This is a genomic window from Micromonospora sp. NPDC005553 (genome assembly GCF_042871765.1).
Classification (GTDB): Bacteria; Actinomycetota; Actinomycetes; order Mycobacteriales; family Micromonosporaceae; genus Micromonospora.
Genome location: NZ_JBIAJD010000002.1, coordinates 487,878 through 507,204, shown reverse-complemented (window position 1 = coordinate 507,204; position 19,327 = coordinate 487,878). Strand labels below are relative to the sequence as shown.

The 19,327-nt window shown below is 69.7% G+C and carries 17 protein-coding genes; all 17 read left to right on the top strand.

The window, feature by feature from the left end; translation table 11 throughout:
• Positions 1 to 437 precede the first annotated feature (437 nt).
• Positions 438 to 1,148, top strand: coding sequence for a demethylmenaquinone methyltransferase (locus ACFYPG_RS09645; RefSeq protein ID WP_196920656.1), 711 nt, complete (start codon positions 438 to 440; stop codon positions 1,146 to 1,148).
• A gap of 87 nt (positions 1,149 to 1,235) precedes the next feature.
• A complete protein-coding gene (locus ACFYPG_RS09640; protein WP_387351326.1) occupies positions 1,236 to 1,460 on the top strand; it encodes a hypothetical protein in 225 nt (74 codons plus the stop codon).
• 139 nt (positions 1,461 to 1,599) lie between these two features.
• Positions 1,600 to 2,877 carry a geranylgeranyl reductase family protein gene (locus tag ACFYPG_RS09635; RefSeq protein ID WP_091395584.1) on the top strand — a complete coding sequence of 426 codons (1,278 nt, stop codon included), beginning with the start codon at positions 1,600 to 1,602 and terminating at the stop codon, positions 2,875 to 2,877.
• A 135-nt stretch (positions 2,878 to 3,012) separates the two neighbouring features.
• Entirely contained in the window at positions 3,013 to 3,378 is a 366-nt protein-coding gene (locus ACFYPG_RS09630; protein WP_074316036.1) for an NADH-quinone oxidoreductase subunit A, read from the top strand.
• Between the two features lie 14 nt (positions 3,379 to 3,392).
• Positions 3,393 to 4,070 carry a NuoB/complex I 20 kDa subunit family protein gene (locus ACFYPG_RS09625; protein WP_387351324.1) on the top strand — a complete coding sequence of 226 codons (678 nt, stop codon included), beginning with the start codon at positions 3,393 to 3,395 and terminating at the stop codon, positions 4,068 to 4,070.
• Positions 4,067 to 4,804: an NADH-quinone oxidoreductase subunit C gene (locus ACFYPG_RS09620; RefSeq protein ID WP_355004846.1), complete on the top strand. Its 738-nt coding sequence runs from the start codon at positions 4,067 to 4,069 to the stop codon at positions 4,802 to 4,804. The genes ACFYPG_RS09625 and ACFYPG_RS09620 overlap by 4 nt, the downstream gene beginning before the upstream one ends.
• Positions 4,801 to 6,126, top strand: coding sequence for an NADH-quinone oxidoreductase subunit D (locus ACFYPG_RS09615; protein WP_387351322.1), 1,326 nt, complete (start codon positions 4,801 to 4,803; stop codon positions 6,124 to 6,126). The genes ACFYPG_RS09620 and ACFYPG_RS09615 overlap by 4 nt, the downstream gene beginning before the upstream one ends.
• Before the next feature lie 52 nt (positions 6,127 to 6,178).
• A complete protein-coding gene (nuoE, locus tag ACFYPG_RS09610) occupies positions 6,179 to 7,342 on the top strand; it encodes an NADH-quinone oxidoreductase subunit NuoE (protein WP_387351321.1) in 1,164 nt (387 codons plus the stop codon).
• A complete protein-coding gene (gene nuoF / locus ACFYPG_RS09605; RefSeq protein WP_238668747.1) occupies positions 7,339 to 8,655 on the top strand; it encodes an NADH-quinone oxidoreductase subunit NuoF in 1,317 nt (438 codons plus the stop codon). Before nuoE ends, nuoF begins: the two co-directional genes overlap by 4 nt.
• The gene (locus ACFYPG_RS09600) at positions 8,655 to 11,162 is read left to right on the top strand and encodes an NADH-quinone oxidoreductase subunit G (RefSeq protein WP_355004849.1); all 2,508 of its coding nucleotides are present in this window, start codon (positions 8,655 to 8,657) and stop codon (positions 11,160 to 11,162) included. Before nuoF ends, ACFYPG_RS09600 begins: the two co-directional genes overlap by 1 nt.
• Positions 11,159 to 12,511, top strand: coding sequence for an NADH-quinone oxidoreductase subunit NuoH (gene nuoH, locus ACFYPG_RS09595; RefSeq protein WP_355004850.1), 1,353 nt, complete (start codon positions 11,159 to 11,161; stop codon positions 12,509 to 12,511). The genes ACFYPG_RS09600 and nuoH overlap by 4 nt, the downstream gene beginning before the upstream one ends.
• A 1-nt stretch (position 12,512) precedes the next feature.
• Entirely contained in the window at positions 12,513 to 13,154 is a 642-nt protein-coding gene (gene nuoI, locus ACFYPG_RS09590) for an NADH-quinone oxidoreductase subunit NuoI (protein ID WP_355004851.1), read from the top strand.
• Positions 13,151 to 13,921, top strand: a complete 771-nt coding sequence (locus ACFYPG_RS09585; RefSeq protein ID WP_355004852.1) for an NADH-quinone oxidoreductase subunit J — start codon at positions 13,151 to 13,153, stop codon at positions 13,919 to 13,921. The genes nuoI and ACFYPG_RS09585 overlap by 4 nt, the downstream gene beginning before the upstream one ends.
• Positions 13,921 to 14,238, top strand: a complete 318-nt coding sequence (gene nuoK / locus ACFYPG_RS09580) for an NADH-quinone oxidoreductase subunit NuoK (RefSeq protein WP_355004853.1) — start codon at positions 13,921 to 13,923, stop codon at positions 14,236 to 14,238. The genes ACFYPG_RS09585 and nuoK overlap by 1 nt, the downstream gene beginning before the upstream one ends.
• Before the next feature lie 12 nt (positions 14,239 to 14,250).
• A complete protein-coding gene (gene nuoL, locus ACFYPG_RS09575; protein ID WP_355004854.1) occupies positions 14,251 to 16,176 on the top strand; it encodes an NADH-quinone oxidoreductase subunit L in 1,926 nt (641 codons plus the stop codon).
• 64 nt (positions 16,177 to 16,240) lie between these two features.
• Positions 16,241 to 17,776 carry an NADH-quinone oxidoreductase subunit M gene (locus ACFYPG_RS09570; protein WP_355004855.1) on the top strand — a complete coding sequence of 512 codons (1,536 nt, stop codon included), beginning with the start codon at positions 16,241 to 16,243 and terminating at the stop codon, positions 17,774 to 17,776.
• Positions 17,773 to 19,326, top strand: a complete 1,554-nt coding sequence (nuoN, locus tag ACFYPG_RS09565) for an NADH-quinone oxidoreductase subunit NuoN (protein ID WP_355004856.1) — start codon at positions 17,773 to 17,775, stop codon at positions 19,324 to 19,326. The genes ACFYPG_RS09570 and nuoN overlap by 4 nt, the downstream gene beginning before the upstream one ends.
• Position 19,327: the final 1 nt, after the last annotated feature.

Here is a 19,327-nt window from a genome sequence, read left to right as displayed (position 1 = left end):
CACTCCGACGCCGATCCCCAGCGGTACGACGACGCCGGGCACGACCGTCTCGCCGGGTGCCGGTGATGGTTCCACCGGTGGTGGCTCGGGCGGTGGCGGCCTGCCGGTGACCGGTGTGCAGGTTGGCCTGATCGGCGGCATCGGCGTGATCATCCTGCTGGTGGGTGGGGCGCTGCTGGTGCTCACCCGTCGCCGCAAGGTGGTCCTGGTCTCGCCGACGGACGAGAAGTCGACCGACTGACACCGCTGTCCTGACCAACGGCGCGCACGAGCGGCGCGACCGCGACGGGTGCCATGGCGACAGGCGTTCTGACCGAGGTGTCACGGACGCGGGTACGACGCGAGGGCGGGGTGGGCGACCACCCCGCCCTCGCGTACGGGGTGCGGGCCGCCCACCCAGCGAACGTCGGTTGGCGGGCGGCTGGCAGAGTGAGGGGGTGAGCCGTACCCCGCAGGGCCAGCGCGCCAGTCTGGACAAGCAGCCGCACGAGGTCGCCGCGATGTTCGACGGCGTGGCAGAGCGTTACGACCTGACCAACACGGTGATCTCGCTGGGCCAGGATCGCTCCTGGCGGCGGGCCACCCGGGCGGCGCTCGGGCTGCGGCCGGGCGAGCGGGTGCTGGACGTGGGCGCGGGCACCGGCGTCTCGACGCGCGAGCTGGCCCAGTCCGGGGCGTACGCGGTCGGGGTCGACCTGTCACTGGGCATGTTGCACACCGGCAAGCGGGCCCGGCCCGAGGTGCCGCTGCTGGCGGGAGACGCGCTGCGGCTGCCGTTCGCCGACGCCAGCTTCGACGCGGTGACCATCTCCTTCGCGTTGCGCAACGTCAACGACACCGACGCGGCGCTGCGTGAGCTGGCCCGGGTGACCCGGCCGGGCGGCCGGCTGGTGGTATGCGAGTTCAGCACCCCGGTCAACCCGGTCTTCCGGACGGTCTACCTGTCGTACCTGATGCGGTCGCTGCCGGCGGTGGCCCGCACTGTGTCGAGCAACCCCGAGGCGTACGTCTATCTCGCCGAGTCGGTCCGCGCCTGGCCGGCGCAGTCCGCGCTGGCCGGCCGGGTGGCCGCGGCCGGGTGGGGGCGCGTTGCGTGGCGCAACCTGACCGGTGGCGTGGTGGCCCTGCACCGGGGGATCCGCGAGTAGCGGGCGGACCGCACCACACGGCACTGACAATTATTCAGGTTCCGTAAATATCGGACTTGGTCCACTTTGCCCGGTACGCTCGATCGCATGACCGGAGCAGACCCGGCGGACCCGGTGGCCGCGACCGATGACGACGCTGCCGAGCTCATCTCCCAGTTGCGCGAGTTGGCCGGGGCCGACCCGGTGGAGGTCCGGCAGGTGGTCGCCGAGGTTCTGGCGGCACTGGACCGGGTGGCGGGTGGGGCGCTCCGCGAGCATCTGCCGGAGACAATTCGGGTCGATGCGGGCTTGGACGCCTCCAGCCCGGCCTGACACCTGACCGCTGTGGACGGTGGTGAGCTGTCACATCGGCGAGTTAGGTACCCCTGATCCTGCGCTGGTATGACGCCGGTCATACACTCGTCCCGTCTGGCTTGTGAAGCATTTCACGAGCGTGCGGGAGGAGGCGCGGATGACCGCGGTGGAACATGACGCCGACGTCATTGTCGTGGGCGCCGGTCCCGGTGGATCAGCGACTGCGTACCACCTGGCCCGGCACGGCGTACGGGTGCTGTTGTTGGAGAAGACCGAGTTCCCCCGGGAGAAGGTCTGCGGCGACGGGTTGACCCCGCGCGCGGTGCGCCAGCTCATCCGCATGGGTGTGGACACCTCGCCCGAGGCGGGCTGGCTGCACAACCGCGGCCTGCGGGTCATCGGCGGTGGGGTGCGCCTCGAACTGGACTGGCCGGAGCTGGCCAGCTTCCCCAACTACGGTCTGGTGCGCACGCGCCTGGACTTCGACGACCTGCTCGCCCAGCGGGCGGTGGCTGCCGGCGCGAAACTTCGGACCAGCGTCAACGTGCTGGGCCCGGTGCTCGACGGCGATGGCCGCGTCACCGGCGTCGAGGCGGAGGTCGGGCCGGGCAAGGAGCCCACCACCTTCCACGCCCCGCTGGTCGTCGCGGCGGACGGCGTCTCCGGCCGGTTCCCGCTGGCGCTCGGGCTGGCCAAGCGGGAGGACCGGCCGATCGGTGTCGCCGTCCGCCGCTACTACCGCTCGCCGGCCAAGCACGAGGACAACTACCTGGAGTCCTGGCTGGAGCTGCGCAGCAAGGACAGCGGCGACAACCTGCTGCCCGGGTACGGCTGGATCTTCGGCCTCGGTGACGGGCGGGTCAACGTCGGGCTCGGCGTGCTCAACTCGTCCTCGGCGTTCGGCAAGACCAACTACCGCCGGCTGCTGACCGACTGGCTCGCCAACACCCCGGAAGACTGGGGGATGACCGACGAGACCAACGCCGACGGCCCGATCCTCGGTGCCGCGCTGCCGATGGGCTTCAACCGGGTGCCCCACTACACCCGGGGAGTGCTGCTGGTCGGCGACTCAGGCGGCATGGTCAACCCGTTCAACGGCGAGGGCATCGCGTACGCGATGGAGTCCGGCGAACTGGCCGCGGAGGTCATGCTCCAGGCCCTCGCCCGGCCGGCCGGCCCGGAACGCGAGCGCGCGTTGTTGGCGTACCCGAACGAGTTGAAGGCCCGGCTCGGCGGCTACTACCGGCTGGGCGGCATCTTCGTGAAACTGATCGGCCGCCCCGAGATCATGCGGATCGCCACCAAACACGGCATGCCGCACCCGACGCTGATGCGTTTCGTGCTCAAGCTGTTGGCCAACCTGACCGACCCGCGCGGCGGGGACGCGATGGATCGGGTCATCAACGCGATGACGAAGGCCGCCCCAGCCGTATAAGTAGGACGGCATCGGTGCTGGTCAAGGCCCCGATGCCGACAAAGATCGACCCCCGCCGACTGCCACTGCGAGGGACGTGAATAGTGTGATTTTCGTCAAGCACCGAGGGCAGGGAAGGACGAGCAGGAGAAAACGATGACGCTCTCGCCTTACGCACCGATCATCGGGCTGTTCGCCCTCGCCGCGGCGTTCTCGCTGTTTTCCGTCGGCGCCGCCCGCTTCGCCGGTCCCCGTCGCTACAACAAGGCCAAACTCGAGGCTTACGAGTGCGGCATCGAGCCCAGCCCGCAGCCGGTCGGCGGCGGGCGGTTCCCGATCAAGTTCTACCTGACGGCGATGCTCTTCATCGTCTTCGACATCGAGATCATCTTCCTCTACCCCTGGGCGGTCTCGTTCGACGCTCTGCCGATCTTCGGCTTCGTGGAGATGGTCCTGTTCATCGTCGCGGTCTTCGTTGCGTACGCCTACGTGTGGCGGCGCGGCGGCCTGGACTGGGACTGAGGAAGGAACGTCAGATGGGCATCGAGGAGAAGCTTCCCGCCGGCGTCCTGCTCACCTCGGTGGAGAAGCTGGTCAACTGGTCTCGGAAGTCGTCCGTGTGGGGCGCCACCTTCGGCCTGGCCTGCTGCGCCATCGAGATGATGGCCGCCGGTGGTCCGCACTACGACATGGGCCGCTGGGGCATGGAGGTCTTCCGGGCGTCGCCCCGGCAGGCCGACCTGATGATCGTGGCCGGCCGGGTGAGTCAGAAGATGGCCCCGGTGCTGCGCCAGATCTACGACCAGATGGCCGAGCCGCGCTGGGTGCTCTCGATGGGCGTCTGCGCCAGCAGCGGCGGCATGTTCAACAACTACGCGATCGTGCAGGGCGTCGACCACGTGGTGCCGGTCGACATGTACCTGCCCGGCTGCCCGCCCCGGCCGGAGATGCTCATCGACGCGATCCTCAAGCTCCGCGAGAAGATCATGTATGAGCCGCTGGGCCCGAACGGCCGCAAGATGCTGGCGGCCCGCCAGGAGCGCGGCGACGTTCCGATCGTCCCCTACGGCTCGATGCCCTCCTCGTACCGCAGCGACAAGTCCCGGCGCGCCGAGTGGACCCGGGCGGTCCGTGAGGGCCGCGAGGAGCAGCTGCGCATCGAGAACTGGATGAACGCTCAGAACCACCTCCACCCGCAGGCAGGCCCGAAATGACGTCACCCACGGACAAGCCAAACGACGGCGGGGTGCCGGTACCGGTCACCCCGGTCGGCGCCAGCAGCACCGCCCCGGCGGAGTACCCGCCGGCCAGCCCGGCGGGGCGCGGCATGTTCGGCAACCAGGGCACCGGCGACGTGTCCGGCTACGGCGGCCTGGTCCGCCAGCGCCAGCCCATCGAGGAGGCGTCCCGGCCGTACGGGGGCTACTTCGACGAGGTCCGCGACGCGCTGGAGGAGGCGTACCCGGCCTTCAACGACGCCATCGAGAAGGTGGTGGTCGACCGGGGTGAGCTGACCCTGCACGTACGCCCGGAGCGGATCGCCGAGGTGTGCCAGGTGATGCGGGACGACCTGGCGCTGCGCTTCGAGCTGTGCTCCTCGGTGTCCGGTGTGGACTACCTCGGTGCCGACGAGCGCCGGCTGCACGTGGTCTACCTGCTCACCTCGATGACGTACCGGCGGCGGGTCCGGCTGGAGGCCGCGGTCTCCGTCGAAGCCCCACACCTGCCCAGCGTGACCGCCGTCTACCCGACCGCGGACTGGCAGGAGCGCGAGGCGTACGACATGTTCGGCATCGTCTTCGACGGCCACCCCAACCTGACCCGGATCCTCATGCCGGACGACTGGGAGGGCCACCCGCAGCGTAAGGACTACCCGCTCGGCGGCATCCCCGTCGAGTACAAGGGCGCGGAGATCCAGCCGCCGAGCGAGCGGAGGTCGTACCAGTGACGACGTCGAACTACGCCAGCGAGCGCGAGACCGACGAGGGCCGGGTCTTCACCGTCACCGGTGGGGACTGGGACACCATCGTCTCGGGCACCGACCCGATCAACGACGAGCGGATCATCGTCAACATGGGTCCGCAGCACCCGTCCACGCACGGGGTGCTGCGGCTGATCCTGGAGCTGGAGGGCGAGACGGTCCGCGAGGCCCGCTCGGTCATCGGCTACCTGCACACCGGCATCGAGAAGAACCTCGAATACCGCAACTGGGTCCAGGGTTCGACGTTCGTGACCCGGATGGACTACCTCGCCCCGATCTTCAACGAGACGGCGTACGCCCTCGCGGTCGAGGAGCTGCTCGGCATCACCGACGACATCACCGAGCGGGCCACCACGATCCGCGTGCTGATGATGGAGCTCAACCGGATCTCGTCGCACCTGGTCTGGCTGGCCACCACCGGCATGGAGCTGGGCGCGATCTCGATCATGTTGTACGGCTTCCGCGAGCGGGAGTACATCCTCGACATCTTCGAGACCATCACCGGCCTGCGCATGAACCACGCGTACGTGCGGCCGGGCGGTGTGGCGCAGGACGTGCCGGACGAGGCGATCGTCAAGATCCGCGAGTTCCTCAAGATGATGCCGAAGAAGCTCAAGGAGTACGAGGACCTCCTCTCCGGCCAGCCGATCTGGACCGAGCGGACGAAGGGCGTCGCGGTGCTGGACGTCACCGGCTGCGTGGCGCTCGGCATCACCGGCCCGGTGCTGCGCTCCGCCGGCCTCGCCTGGGATCTGCGCAAGACCATGCCGTACTGCGGCTACGAGACGTACGAGTTCGACGTGCCGACCCACCCCGACGGTGACGTGTGGGGTCGCTACCTGGTCCGGCTCGCCGAGATCCGGGAGTCGATGAAGCTGGTCGAGCAGGCGCTGGACCGGCTCCGTCCCGGCCCGGTGATGGTCGCCGACCGCAAGATCGCCTGGCCGGCGCAGCTCGCCATCGGCGTGGACGGCATGGGCAACTCGCTGGAGCACGTCGCGAAGATCATGGGTCAGTCGATGGAGTCGCTGATCCACCACTTCAAGCTGGTGACCGAGGGCTTCCGGGTCCCGCCCGGCCAGGTGTACGTCGCCATCGAGGCGCCCCGCGGCGAGCTGGGCGTCCACGCGGTCTCCGACGGCGGCACCCGGCCCTACCGGGTGCACTACCGGGAGCCCAGCTTCGTCAACCTGCAGGCCCTCCCGGCGATGGCCGAGGGCGGTCTGATCGCCGACGTGATCGCCGGCGGCGCCTCGTTGGACCCGGTCATGGGCGGGTGTGACAGGTGAGTGCGAGGAGTGAGCTTGCGAGCCCCGCAGTCGCGAACGGAAGGCGGCTCTGATGACGACGACTTTCACTGACGAGACCCGGGAGCGGGCGCGCGACATCATCGCCCGTTACCCGGCGGACCGGTCCCGCTCGGCGTTGCTGCCGCTGCTGCATCTGGTGCAGGCCGAAGAGGGGTACGTCTCCCCGGCCGGGGTCGCGTTCTGCGCCGAGGTGCTGGGGCTGAACAAGGCCCAGGTCGGCGCGGTGGCCACCTTCTACACGATGTACAAGCGCAAGCCGACCGGTGACTTCCTGGTCAGCGTCTGCACCAACACGATGTGCAACGTGCTCGGTGGCCAGGAGGTCTACGACACCCTCGCCGAGCACCTGGGCGTCGGGCACGACGAGACCACGACGGACGGCACGATCACGCTGGAGCACGCCGAGTGCCTGGCGGCGTGTGACTACGGCCCGGTGATGACCGTCAACTACGACTTCTTCGACGGCGTGGACGCCTCCACCGCTGTCGGTGTGGTGGACGAGTTGCGGGCCGGCGGTCGGCCGATGCCGACCCGGGGCGCCCGGCTCTGCACCCTGAAGGAGATGGCGGTGCAGCTCGCCGGTTTCGCCGACGAGCGCGACGGTGCGGTCGCCGACGGCGGCCCGGGCGAGCCCACCCTGCGCGGGCTGCGGCTGGCCCAGCAGCACGGCGTCTCGGTGCCGGGCTTCGACCCGAACACCCCGATCCGCAGCAAGGCCGAGGCCGACAAGGCCGCCGCCGAGGCGAAGGCGAAGGCGGAGGCCGCCAAGCCGGCACCCGTCGAGGCCAGCGCTGCGCCGGTCAAGGGCGGCGACGGGGCGTCCGCCCCGACCGGGATCGCCGAGCCGGCAAAGCCGGAGACCGCCACCGGCAGCACCGCACCGGACGTCAAGGCACCGGACGACAAGTCGCCGCAGGTGCGTACCGCCGAGACCCGGCAGCCGGACGCGGGCACGGCAGTGCCGGACGCCCCCGGCACGAAGGTCCCGACGGACGGCACCGGCACCGCGCCCGAGGCTGGCGACGCGCGGTCGGCCGAGGCCGCCGGCGTGGCGGCCAACGCGCCGGCCAGCGACGGCAAGCCCGCCGGCGACGAGGCCGGGGCGCAGGAGCGCAACCTCACCGAAGCGAAGGCTGGGACGGACGCCGACGGCGCCGGACCGGCGGACGCGAACGAAACGGGGGCCCAGAAGTGACCACTCCCCGCCCGGAGACGCTGGCCAAGCTGACGCCGGTGCTGACCAAGCGCTGGCTCTCGCCGGACGCCTGGCGCATCGGCACGTACGAGCAGTTGGACGGCTACGCCGCGCTGCGCAAGGCGCTCAAGGCCCACCCGGACGACCTGATCCAGCTGATCAAGGACTCCGGGCTGCGGGGCCGGGGCGGCGCAGGCTTCCCGACCGGCCTCAAGTGGGGCTTCATCCCGCAGGGCGACGGCAAGCCGCACTACCTGGTGGTCAACGCCGACGAGGGCGAGCCGGGCACCTGCAAGGACCTGCCGCTGATGACCCACGACCCGCACGCGCTGGTCGAGGGCGTCATCATCGCCTCGTACGCGATCCGGGCCGCCCGCGCCTACATCTACATCAGGGGCGAGGCGGTGCACGCCGCGCGCCGGCTGCGCAACGCGGTCCAGGAGGCGTACGACAAGGGTTACCTGGGCCGGAACATCCTGCGCAGTGGCTACGACCTGGAGCTGGTGGTGCACTCCGGCGCCGGGGCGTACATCTGCGGCGAGGAGACGGCGCTGCTGGACTCGCTGGAGGGGTTCCGGGGTCAGCCCCGGCTGCGCCCGCCGTTCCCGGCCACCCACGGCCTGTACGCGAGCCCGACGGTGGTGAACAACGTCGGCACCATCGCCAGCGTGCCGCCGATCGTGCTCGGTGGGGCCGACTGGTGGAAGAGCATGGGCACCGAGAAGTCCTCCGGGCCGATGATCTACTCGCTCTCCGGCCGGGTCGTCAACCCGGGCCAGTACGAGTGCTCGATGGGTGTCACGCTGCGCGAGCTGCTGGAGTTGGCCGGTGGCATGCAGCCCGGCCACAACCTGCGGTTCTGGACCCCGGGCGGCTCCTCCACCCCGCTGCTCGCCGCCGAGCACCTGGACGTGCCACTGGACTTCGAGGGGGTGGCGGCGGCCGGCTCGATCCTCGGCACCACGGCCACCCAGATCTTCTCCGACCAGGACTGCCCGGTCTACGCGACGTACCGGTGGCTGGAGTTCTACCACCACGAGTCGTGCGGCAAGTGCACCCCGTGCCGTGAGGGCAACTACTGGATGGTCCGGGTCTACCGGCGGATCCTCGCCGGTCAGGGCACCCACGAAGACCTGGACACCCTGCTGGACACCTGCGACAACATCCTCGGCCGCTCGTTCTGCGGTCTGGGTGACGGCGCGACCAGCTCGGTGACCTCCTCGCTGCAGTACTTCAAGCAGGACTACCTCGACTACATCGAGGGTCGGACCGCACCCAAGCTGTCGGAGAAGACCCTGGTAGGGGCGCACTGATGACCGACGTAGCCAAGCAGACCGAGACCGTCACCCTCACCATCGACGGCGTCGAGGTCACTGCCCCCAAGGGGACGCTGCTGATCCGGGTCGCCGAGCAGATGGGCACCGAGATCCCCCGGTTCTGCGACCACCCGCTGCTGGCCCCGGCCGGCGCGTGCCGGCAGTGTCTGGTCGAGGTGGAGGGCCAGCGCAAGCCGGTCGCCTCCTGCACCCAGACCGTCGCCGACGGCATGGTCGTGCGTACCCAGATCACCTCCCCGGTCGCCAAGAAGGCGCAGGAGGGGGTGATGGAGCTGCTGCTGCTCAACCACCCGCTGGACTGCCCGATGTGTGACAAGGGCGGCGAGTGCCCGCTCCAGAACCAGGCGATGTCCACCGGCCGCACCGACTCGCGCTTCCACGAGCACAAGCGGGAGTACGAGAAGCCGATGGCGATCAGCAGCCAGGTGCTGCTGGACCGCGAGCGTTGCGTGCTCTGCCAGCGGTGCACCCGGTTCTCCGAGGAGATCGCCGGCGACAAGTTCATCGACCTGATGGGCCGGTCGTCCGCCGAGGAGATCAACATCTACCGGGACGACGCGTACGGCGAAGAGGGCGACGCCGGGGACGTCCCGTTCAACTCCTACTTCTCCGGCAACACGGTGCAGATCTGCCCGGTGGGTGCGCTGACCGGTGCCCAGTACCGTTTCCGCGCCCGCCCGTTCGACCTGGTCTCCAGCCCGAGCGTCTGCGAGCACTGCTCGGCCGGCTGCGGGCAGCGCACCGACTGGCGGCGTGGCAAGGTGCTGCGCCGGCTGGCCGGCGACGAGCCGGCGGTGAACGAGGAGTGGAACTGCGACAAGGGCCGTTGGGGCTTCCAGTACACCCGGGCCGCCGACCGGCTGACCACTCCGCTGGTCCGGGACGAGAGCACCGGTGAGCTGCGGGAGGCGTCCTGGAGTGAGGCGCTCACCGTCGCCGCCGAAGGGCTGCACATCGCTCGGGAGAGCGGGCAGGGCACCGCAGTGCTCACCGGCGGCCGGCTGACCGTCGAGGACGCCTACGCCTACGCCAAGTTCGCCCGGGTCGCGCTGAACACCAACGACATCGACTTCCGGGCCCGCCCGGTCTCCCGCGAGGAGGCCGACTTCCTGGCCAGCTCGGTCGCCGGGGTCACCGACGTCACCTACACCGACGTGGAGAACGCGCCGGCGGTGGTGCTGGTGGGCCTGGAGCCCGAGGAGGAGTGCCCGATCCTCTTCCTGCGGCTGCGCAAGGCGTACCTGAAGAAGACCCTGACCGTGTACGCGCTGGCGCCCTTCGCCACCCGCGGCCTGGAGAAGCTCGGTGCCAAGCTGGCCCGGGTGGTGCCGGGCGAGGAGGCCAGCGTGCTCGCCGAGCACGCAACGGTCAGCGAGGCGCTGAGCGCACCGGGTGCGATCCTCATCGTCGGCGAGCGGCTGGCCAGCGTGCCGGGCGGACTTTCCGCCGCGGCCGACGTGGCCCGGCGTACCGGCGCGAAGCTGGCCTGGGTGCCGCGGCGCGCTGGTGACCGCGGCGCTGTCGACGCGGGCTGCCTGCCCAACCTGCTCCCCGGTGGTCGCCTGGTCACCGAGCCGGCCGCCCGGGCCGAGCTGGGTGAGGCGTGGGACATCCCGGCCGGGGTGATCCCGAGCCAGGCCGGTCGGGACACCGACGGGATCCTGGCCGCGGCCGCCAACGGGCAGCTCGGCGCGCTTGTCGTCGGCGGTGTCGACCCGGCCGACCTGGCCGACCCGCGACTGGCCGAGTCCGCCCTGGACGCGGTGCCGTTCCTGGTCAGCCTCGAGCTGCGGGCCAGCGCGGTGACCCGGCGGGCGAACGTGGTGCTGCCGGTCGCCCCGGTGGCCGAGAAGGCCGGAAGCTTCCTGGACTGGGAAGGCCGGCTGCGCCCGTTCGAGGCGGTGCTGAACACCTCCGCGATGACCGACGGCCGGGTGCTCGACGCGCTGGCCGCGCTGCTCGACGTACGCCTCGGCACGGCCGACGTGCTGAGCGTGCGTCGTGAGCTGGGCACGCTGCCGGCGACGCGGATGTCCCGGCCGGCCGCGCCGTCGGTCGCACCGGGCCGGGTGCCGCAGCCGAACGCCGGGGAGGCCGTGCTGGCCACCTGGCACCAGCTGGTGGACCTCGGCACCCTGACCGAGGGCGACGAGAACCTCGCCGGGACCGCCCGCCCGCCGGTGGTCCGGCTGGGTAAGGGCACCGCCGAGGCACTCGGTGTGGTCGACGGTGACGCGGTCACGGTCGGCACCGACCGGGGGGCGCTGACCCTGCCGGCGGAACTCACCGAGATGCCGGACGGCGTGGTCTGGCTGCCGACCAACTCACCCGGCTCGACCGTGCGGCGCAGCCTCGGGGCGACGTCCGGCGCGGTCGTCCGGATCTCCGTCCCCGCACCGAGTACGGCCATCCCGGCCGGACGCGTGGCGGCCGACGAGACCGGTCTCCCGGGTCCGCTCCTCAACACCGGGGGTAACCAGTGAGCCCGATCTACCTGGCCCAGGATCCGACGCTGGCCGACTTCGGCCGGGATCCGTGGTGGCTGGTCCTCGGCAAGATTGTCTTCGCGTTCGCCTTCGGTCTGCTGGCCACCCTGCTCGGTGTCTGGTTCGAACGGCGCGTGGTCGGTTACATGCAGGTGCGGCCCGGCCCCAACCAGGTCGGCCCGTTCGGCCTGCTGCAGACCCTCGCCGACGGCCTGAAGATGGCCTTCAAGGAGGACATCCTGCCGAAGGCGGCCGACAAGGTCGTCTACTTCTTCGCCCCGACGATCTCGGTGATCTGCGCGGTCACCGCCCTGTCGGTGGTGCCGTTCGGCCCGATGGTGAGCATCTTCGGTCACCACACGCCGTTGCAGGTCACCGATGTGCCGGTGGCGGTGCTGCTGCTGCTCGCCTGCTCCTCGATGGGCGTCTACGGCATCGTGCTGGGCGGCTGGGCCTCGGGCTCGACGTACCCCCTGCTGGGTGGTCTCCGGTCGAGCGCCCAGATGATCTCGTACGAGGTCGCGATGGGGCTCAGCATCGTGGCGGTCTTCATGACCGCCGGCACGATGAGCACCAGCGGGATCGTCGCCGCTCAGGGCGACGGCACCGAGCTGACCGTCTTCGGCCAGACCATCCCGGCGCCGGGCTGGTACGCGATCCTGCTGCTGCCGAGCTTCATCATCTTCTTCATCGCCACAGTGGGTGAGACCAACCGGGCGCCGTTCGACCTGCCCGAGGCCGAGTCCGAGCTGGTCGCCGGCTTCATGACGGAATACAGCTCGCTGAAGTTCGCGCTCTTCATGCTCAGCGAGTACGTCGCGATGGTGACCATGTCCGCTGTCACCACCACGCTGTTCCTGGGCGGTTGGCGGGCACCCTGGCCGATCACCATCTGGGAGGGCGCCAACTCCGGTTGGTGGCCGATGCTCTGGTTCTTCGGCAAGGTGATCGCCCTGGTCTTCGTCTTCGTGTGGTTGCGTGGCACGCTGCCCCGGCTGCGGTACGACCAGTTCATGCGGCTCGGCTGGAAGGTGCTGCTGCCGATCAACCTGGCCTGGATCCTGGTCCTGTCGGGCCTGCGCTCCATCGAGGACTGGGACACCCGCGGCAAGGTGATCGCCGTCGGCATCCCGGCCGGCATCCTGCTGATCGCCACGATCTTCTGGCCCAGCCGGCGCCCGACGCCGACGCCGACGACGCAGGAACAGGTCGACAACCGGCCGCACGGGAGCTTCCCGCTGCCACCGATGGATCTTCAGGTACCACCGAGCCCGCGCATCACGCGCGTGGTCGCCGAGCGGGAGCCGGCCAACATCGTTGCCGGCTCGGACTCCAGGGAGGTGTGACGTGGGCGCGATCACCGGAACGTTCAAGGGATTCGGTGTCACCTTCTCGCACATGTTCAGGAAGGTCGTCACGACCGACTACCCGTTCAAGCCGCCGGTGTCGGCGCCGCGCTACCACGGGCGGCACATCCTCAACCGGCACCCGGACGGCCTGGAGAAGTGCATCGGCTGCGAGCTGTGTGCCTGGGCCTGCCCGGCGGACGCGATCTACGTCGAGGGTGGCGACAACACCGACGAGGAGCGCTTCTCGCCGGGTGAGCGGTACGCCAGCATCTACCAGATCAACTACGCCCGCTGCATCTTCTGCGGGCTGTGCATCGAGGCCTGCCCGACCCGGTCGCTCACCATGAGCAACGAGTACGAGTTGGCCCGGGACAACCGGCAGGACCTGATCTTCACCAAGGAGCAGTTGCTCGCGCCGTTGCTGGAGGGCATGGAGCAGCCTCCGCACCCGATGCGGCTGGGTGACAGCGAGAAGGACTACTACGTCGGCGCGCTGGACAACCCGGGCACCTCCGCCGGTGCGGAGACGTCACCGATGGGCCCCGGCCGCTACCAGGTCGAGGAGCACCCCGGCGTGACGTTCCCGGGCGCCGAGCAGGCCGCCCAGCGCGTGGCGGCCGGCAAGGGAGAGGGAGCATGACCACGTCTACGGTGCTCGCCGCGGCGGGTTCGGTCTCCACCGGTGAGGCGGTCACCTTCTGGATCCTCGCCCCGCTCGCGCTGATCGGCGGGATCGGGATGGTGGCCGCGCGCAACGCCGTGCACTCGGCGCTGTGGCTGGTGCTGACAATGCTCTGCCTGGGCGTGTTCTACGTGCTCCAGGCCGGCCCGTTCATCGGCATGGTGCAGATCATCGTCTACACCGGCGCGATCATGATGCTGTTCCTCTTCGTGCTGATGCTGGTCGGCAGGGACTCCACGGACTCGCTGATCGAGACGCTGCGCGGCCAGCGCGTCGCCGCGATCGTGCTCGGCCTGGGCTTCGCCGGTCTGGTCGGCACCGGCCTCTACCAGGCGCTGGACCGGACCAACACGGTCGGTCTGGAGCAGGTCAACGCCGAGGGGAACGTGCAGGGCATCGCCCGGCTGCTGTTCACCAAGTACGTCTTCGCGTTCGAGCTGACCTCGGCGCTGCTGATCACCGCGGCGGTCGGTGCCATGGTGCTGGCCCACGTCGAGCGGCGGAAGCAGGACAAGGTCGACCAGGTGTCCACCATGAAGGCACGCTTCGCCCCGGGCAACTACCCCGGCCCGAAGCCGGGCCCCGGCGTCTTCGCGACCTCCTCCTCGGTGGCCACTCCGGCCCGGCTGCCCGACGGCCGCCTGACCGACCGCAGCACCCCGGCGATCCTTCCGCAGCGCGAGCTGACCGCCGAGGAGACCTCGCTGAAGGGGACGGACAAGTAATGGGATCGTTCTTCTCGGTCGAGCCGACCTACTACCTCGTGCTCGCCGCGGTGCTGTTCACCATCGGCGCCGCCGGGGTGCTGGTCCGGCGCAACGCGCTCGTGCTGTTCATGTGCGTGGAGCTGATGCTCAACGCGGCCAACCTGACGCTGGTCACCTTCAGCCGGATCAACGGTGACCTCAACGGCCAGATCATGGCGTTCTTCGTGATGGTGGTGGCGGCGGCCGAGGTCGTGGTCGGGCTCGCGATCATCATGTCCATCTTCCGGACGCGACGCTCGGCGAGTGTCGACGACGCCAATCTGCTCAAGTACTAGAGGGGTCCACCGGTGGAAGAGACTGTGGAATACGCCCAGGCCACGGGGCTGCTTGGGGGCGTCTGGCTGCTGGTGGCGATCCCGCTGCTCAGCGCGGCAATCCTGCTGCTGCTCGGCCGCCGGGCCGACCGCTGGGGGCACTGGTTGGGCGTCGCCGCCATCGGCGCCGCGTTCGTGCTCGGCCTGAGCTTCTTCTTCCAGCTGCGTGGCCTGGAGAACAAGTCCGTCGAGCTGAGCCTCTGGGACTTCATCGCCGTCGGTGATCTGCGCGTCGACTTCGGCCTGCTGTTCGACCCGCTGGCCGCGGTCTTCGTACTGCTGATCACCGGGGTGGGTTTCCTGATCCACCTGTACGCGGTGGAGTACATGTCGCACGACGCGGGCCGTCGTCGGTTCTTCGCGTACTTCAACCTGTTCGTCGCGGCGATGCTGCTGCTGGTGCTCGGCAACAACTACGTGATGCTGTACTTCGGCTGGGAGGGCGTCGGTCTGGCGTCGTACCTGCTGATCTCCTTCTGGACCGAGCGGCCGAGCGCGGCCACCGCCGGCAAGAAGGCGTTCCTGATGAACCGGGTCGGCGACGCCGGCCTGGCCATCGGCATCTTCATCATGTTCGCCACCCTGGGCACCACCCAGTACGACGAGGTGTTCAACGGTGTCGGCGCGCTGACCGGCACCACGGTGCTGGTCCTCGGCCTGTTGCTGCTGCTCGGGGCGGCCGGCAAGTCCGGTCAGTTCCCGCTCCAGGCGTGGTTGCCGGACGCGATGGAGGGCCCGACCCCCGTGTCGGCGCTCATCCACGCCGCCACCATGGTCACCGCTGGCGTCTACCTGATCGCCCGGTCCAACCCGATCTTCTCGGCCAACTCGACGCTGCAACTCGTGGTGGTCAGCGTCGGCGCGCTCACCCTGCTGATCGGCTGCATCATCGGTGCGGCCAAGGACGACATCAAGCGGGTGCTCGCCTGGTCGACGGTGAGCCAGATCGGCTACATGTTCCTCGGTGTCGGCCTCGGCGGCGCGGCGTACGCGCTGGCCATCGTGCACCTGCTGGCGCACGGCTTCTTCAAGGCCAACATGTTCCTGGGCGCGGGCTCGGTCATGCACGGGATGAAGGACCAGGTCGACATCCGCCGCTTCGGTGGGCTGTCCAAGTACATGAAGATCACCTGGTTGACCTTCATGATGGGTTGGCTGGCCATCATCGGCATGTTCCCCTTCTCGGGCTTCTTCTCCAAGGAGCCGATCATCGTGGCCGCCTTCGAGCGGGAGGACTGGACCGCCTGGCTCTTCGGCGGTGCGGCTCTGCTCGGCGCCGGGCTCACCGCGTTCTACATGACGCGGCTGTTCGTCCTCACGTTCCACGGGCCGCAGCGGTGGACCGAGGACATCGAGCACCCGCACGAGTCGCCAAAGCTGATGACCATCCCGCTGATCCTGCTGGCGGTCGGGTCGGTCGGCGCCGGCTTCCTGCTCGCCACGTCCGTTCCGGACTGGCTGACGGAGACCGCCGGACTGGGCGGCGAGCACGCGGAGCACGAGGCGGTCCTCTCGCACACCGTGATCACCATCCTGTCGCTGCTGGTGACCGTGCTCGGTGCCGGGCTCGCCTGGTTCCTGTTCCGCGCCGGCACCGCCACCGCTCCGCAGCCGGCCGGGGTGCTGGTCACCGCCGCCCGGCGCAACCTCTACACCGACACGGTCAACGAGGCGGTCTTCGAGAAGCCGGGCATCTTCCTCACCCGGGCGCTGGTGTACCTCGACAACCGGGGCATCGACGGGCTCGTCAACGGGCTCGCCGCCGCTGTCGGCGGCGGCTCGGGTCGCCTCCGTCGGATGCAGACCGGCTTTGTCCGCTCGTACGCCACCTCGATCCTGGCCGGTGCGCTGCTGGTGATGGCGGCGTTCCTGGCGGTGCAGGCGGGGTGGTTGGCGTGATCGACCTCTTTCCGGCCGCCCCCGCCGGCGGACCACGCAGTGACGACGGAGGTAAGGCCGCATAATGTCCAACTTCCCGTTCCTCTCGGTGCTCACCGTGGCGCCGCTGGTGGGCGCCCTGGTGGTGGCCTTCCTGCCGCGCCACCGCCCGGAGCTGGCCAAGCAGGTGGCGTTCGCCTGGTCGCTGCTCGTGCTGGTGCTCTCGGTGGTGATGTGGGTCAGCTTCAACGCCGGCGGTGACCGGTTCCAGTTCCGCGAGTCGTACTCCTGGATCCCGAACTGGGGGGTCAGCTTCACCTTCGCCGCTGACGGCATCGCGCTGGTGATGCTGATGCTGATCGCGGTGCTGGTGCCGCTGGTGATCCTGGCGTCCTGGCACGACGCGGAGTCGTCGAAGCGGTCGGTGCCCGTCTACTTCGCACTGCTGCTGGTCCTCGAGTGCACGATGATCGGCGTCTTCGCGGCCGCCGACGTCTTCCTGTTCTACGTGTTCTTCGAGGTCATGCTGGTGCCGATGTACTTCCTCATCGGCAGCTACGGCGGCCACCAGCGGCAGTACGCGGCGGTGAAGTTCTTCCTCTACTCGCTCGTCGGCGGTCTGTTCATGCTGGCCGCGGTGATCGGCCTGTGGGTGGTCGGCGGGAAGACCTTCGACTGGCAGGCGCTCTCGCAGGTCGACATCAGCACCGGCACCGAGCGGTGGCTGTTCCTCGGCTTCTTCCTCGCATTCGCCATCAAGGCGCCGTTCTTCCCGTTCCACACCTGGTTGCCCGACGCCGGTGGCGCCGCCCCGGCGGGGGCGGCGGCGCTGCTCGTCGGCGTGCTGGACAAGGTCGGCACCTTCGGCATCCTGCGCTACTGCCTGCCGCTGTTCCCGGAGGCGTCGAAGTGGTTCGCGCCGTGGGCGCTGGCCCTGGGCGTGATCGGCATCGTCTACGCCGCGCTGCTGGCGGTCGGCCAGAACGACCTCAAGCGGCTGGTGTCGTACACCTCGATCGCGCACTTCGGCTTCATCGGCGTGGGCATCTTCGCCTTCACCACCCAGGCCGGCACCGGCGCGGTGCTCTACATGCTCAACCACGGGCTGGCAACCGGCCTGCTCTTCCTGGTGGTGGGCATGCTGATCTCCCGGCGTGGTTCGTCGCTGATCAGCGACTTCGGTGGCGCCGGCAAGCTCGTCCCAGTGCTCGCCGGGGTGCTCTTCTTCGCCGGTCTCGCCTCGCTCGCGCTGCCCGGCACGGCACCGTTCATCTCCGAGTTCCTGGTGCTGATCGGCACGTTCACAGTGAACAAGCCGGTCGCGGTGATCGCCACGCTCGGCATCATCCTGGCCGCCGCGTACGTGCTGTGGATGGTGCAGCGCACCACCCAGGGCACGCTCAACCCGGCTCTCACCGAGGTCGACGGGATGCGCAAGGACCTCAACCTGCGCGAGAAGGTCGTGGTCGCCCCGCTGATCGCGCTGATCGTGCTGCTCGGCTTCTTCCCCAAGCCGGTCACTGACGTGATCAACCCCGCCGTCCAGGCGACAATGGACGACATCGGCAGAACCGACCCGGCGCCGTCCGTGGGCGGCACCGTCCAGGAGGCGGCAAAGTGACCGAGTTGAAGCTGCCGTCGATCGACTACGCGGCGATCTCTCCGATCCTGATCATGCTGGGCACCGCGTTGCTCGGCGTGCTGGTCGAGGCCCTGGTGCCTCGTCGCTGGCGGCACGTGGTGCAGTTGACGCTGGCGCTGCTCGCCGTGCTCGCGGCGCTGACCATGGTGGTCCTCAGCGCCGATGAGCGGATCATCACGGCGGGCCAGGCGCTCGCGATCGACGGGCCGACGCTCTTCCTCCAGGGCGCGATCCTGGTGCTGGCGGCCATGGCGCTGCTGCTGATCGGTGACCGCTCGGTCGAGCGGGGCGGGGCGTTCGTCGCCCAGGCCGCGGTGACCGCGGAGTCGGCCGACGACCGGCGGCAGGCCGAGGGTCGCAACGGTCTCACCGAGGTCTACCCGCTGACCACGTTCGCGATCGGCGGCATGCTGATCTTCGTGGCGGCGAACGACCTGCTGACCATGTTCATCGCCCTCGAGGTCTTCTCCCTGCCGCTCTACCTGCTCTGCGCGCTGGCCCGTCGCCGGCGTCTGCTGAGCCAGGAGGCGGCGATGAAGTACTTCCTGCTCGGCGCGTACGCCTCGGCGTTCTTCCTGTTCGGCGTGGCCCTGATCTACGGCTTCACCGCCGGAATCCCGGGCCGCACGGCCGGCGTCGACTTCGCCACCATCCACGCGGCGGTGGGCGAGTCGCCGGCCAGCCCGGTGCTGTTGTTCGCCGGCATGGCGCTGCTCGCCATCGGTCTGCTCTTCAAGGCCGCGGCGGCCCCGTTCCACGTCTGGACCCCGGACGTCTACCAGGGCGCTCCGACCCCGGTCACCGCTTTCATGGCGGCCTGCACCAAGGTCGCCGCGTTCGGTGCCCTGCTGCGCGTCTTCCAGGTCGCGTTCGCCGACGCCAACTGGGACTTCACGCCGGTCCTCGGCGCGGTGGCGGTGCTGACCATGCTGATCGGCGCGGTGCTCGCGGTCACCCAGACCGACATCAAGCGGCTGCTCGCGTACTCCTCGATCGCCAACGCCGGCTACCTGCTGGTCGGTGTGTTGGCGCCGAGCCGCGACGGGCTGGCCGGCACGATGTTCTACCTGGTCGCGTACGGCTTCTCGGTGCTGGCCGCGTTCGCCGTGGTGACGCTGGTACGCGACGACGACGGCGAGGCCACCCACCTGTCCCGCTGGGCCGGGCTGGGCCGCCGGTCGCCGTTCTTCGCCGCGCTGTTCACGTTCATCCTGCTGGCCTTCGCCGGCATTCCGCTGACCAGCGGCTTCACCAGCAAGTTCGCCATCTTCGGGCCGGCGCTGGAGGGTGGCCAGGCCTGGCTGGTGATCGCCGGTGTGCTGACCAGCATGATTCTGGCGTTCCCGTACCTGCGGGTCGTGGTGATGATGTGGCTCTCCGAGCCGGGCGAGTCGACCCCGACCGTCACGGTGCCCGGTGGGCTCACCGCCGCCGCGCTGATGATCGGTGTGGTGGCGACCCTGGTGTTGGGTGTCGCCCCGGCGCCGCTGCTCGATCTGGCTACCGGAGCCGCCGAATTCGTTAGATGAC

What these genes read in the sequence shown, in the direction of transcription:
- nuoK (WP_355004853.1), top strand. Translation starts at nt 13,921, where the DNA reads ATGGGATCGTTCTTCTCGGTCGAGCCGACCTACTACCTCGTGCTCGCC.
- nuoE (WP_387351321.1), top strand. Translation starts at nt 6,179, where the DNA reads ATGACGACGACTTTCACTGACGAGACCCGGGAGCGGGCGCGCGACATC.
- ACFYPG_RS09635 (WP_091395584.1), top strand. Translation starts at nt 1,600, where the DNA reads ATGACCGCGGTGGAACATGACGCCGACGTCATTGTCGTGGGCGCCGGT.
- ACFYPG_RS09600 (WP_355004849.1), top strand. Translation starts at nt 8,655, where the DNA reads ATGACCGACGTAGCCAAGCAGACCGAGACCGTCACCCTCACCATCGAC.
- ACFYPG_RS09570 (WP_355004855.1), top strand. Translation starts at nt 16,241, where the DNA reads ATGTCCAACTTCCCGTTCCTCTCGGTGCTCACCGTGGCGCCGCTGGTG.
- ACFYPG_RS09625 (WP_387351324.1), top strand. Translation starts at nt 3,393, where the DNA reads ATGGGCATCGAGGAGAAGCTTCCCGCCGGCGTCCTGCTCACCTCGGTG.
- ACFYPG_RS09630 (WP_074316036.1), top strand. Translation starts at nt 3,013, where the DNA reads ATGACGCTCTCGCCTTACGCACCGATCATCGGGCTGTTCGCCCTCGCC.
- ACFYPG_RS09620 (WP_355004846.1), top strand. Translation starts at nt 4,067, where the DNA reads ATGACGTCACCCACGGACAAGCCAAACGACGGCGGGGTGCCGGTACCG.
- ACFYPG_RS09585 (WP_355004852.1), top strand. Translation starts at nt 13,151, where the DNA reads ATGACCACGTCTACGGTGCTCGCCGCGGCGGGTTCGGTCTCCACCGGT.
- ACFYPG_RS09640 (WP_387351326.1), top strand. Translation starts at nt 1,236, where the DNA reads ATGACCGGAGCAGACCCGGCGGACCCGGTGGCCGCGACCGATGACGAC.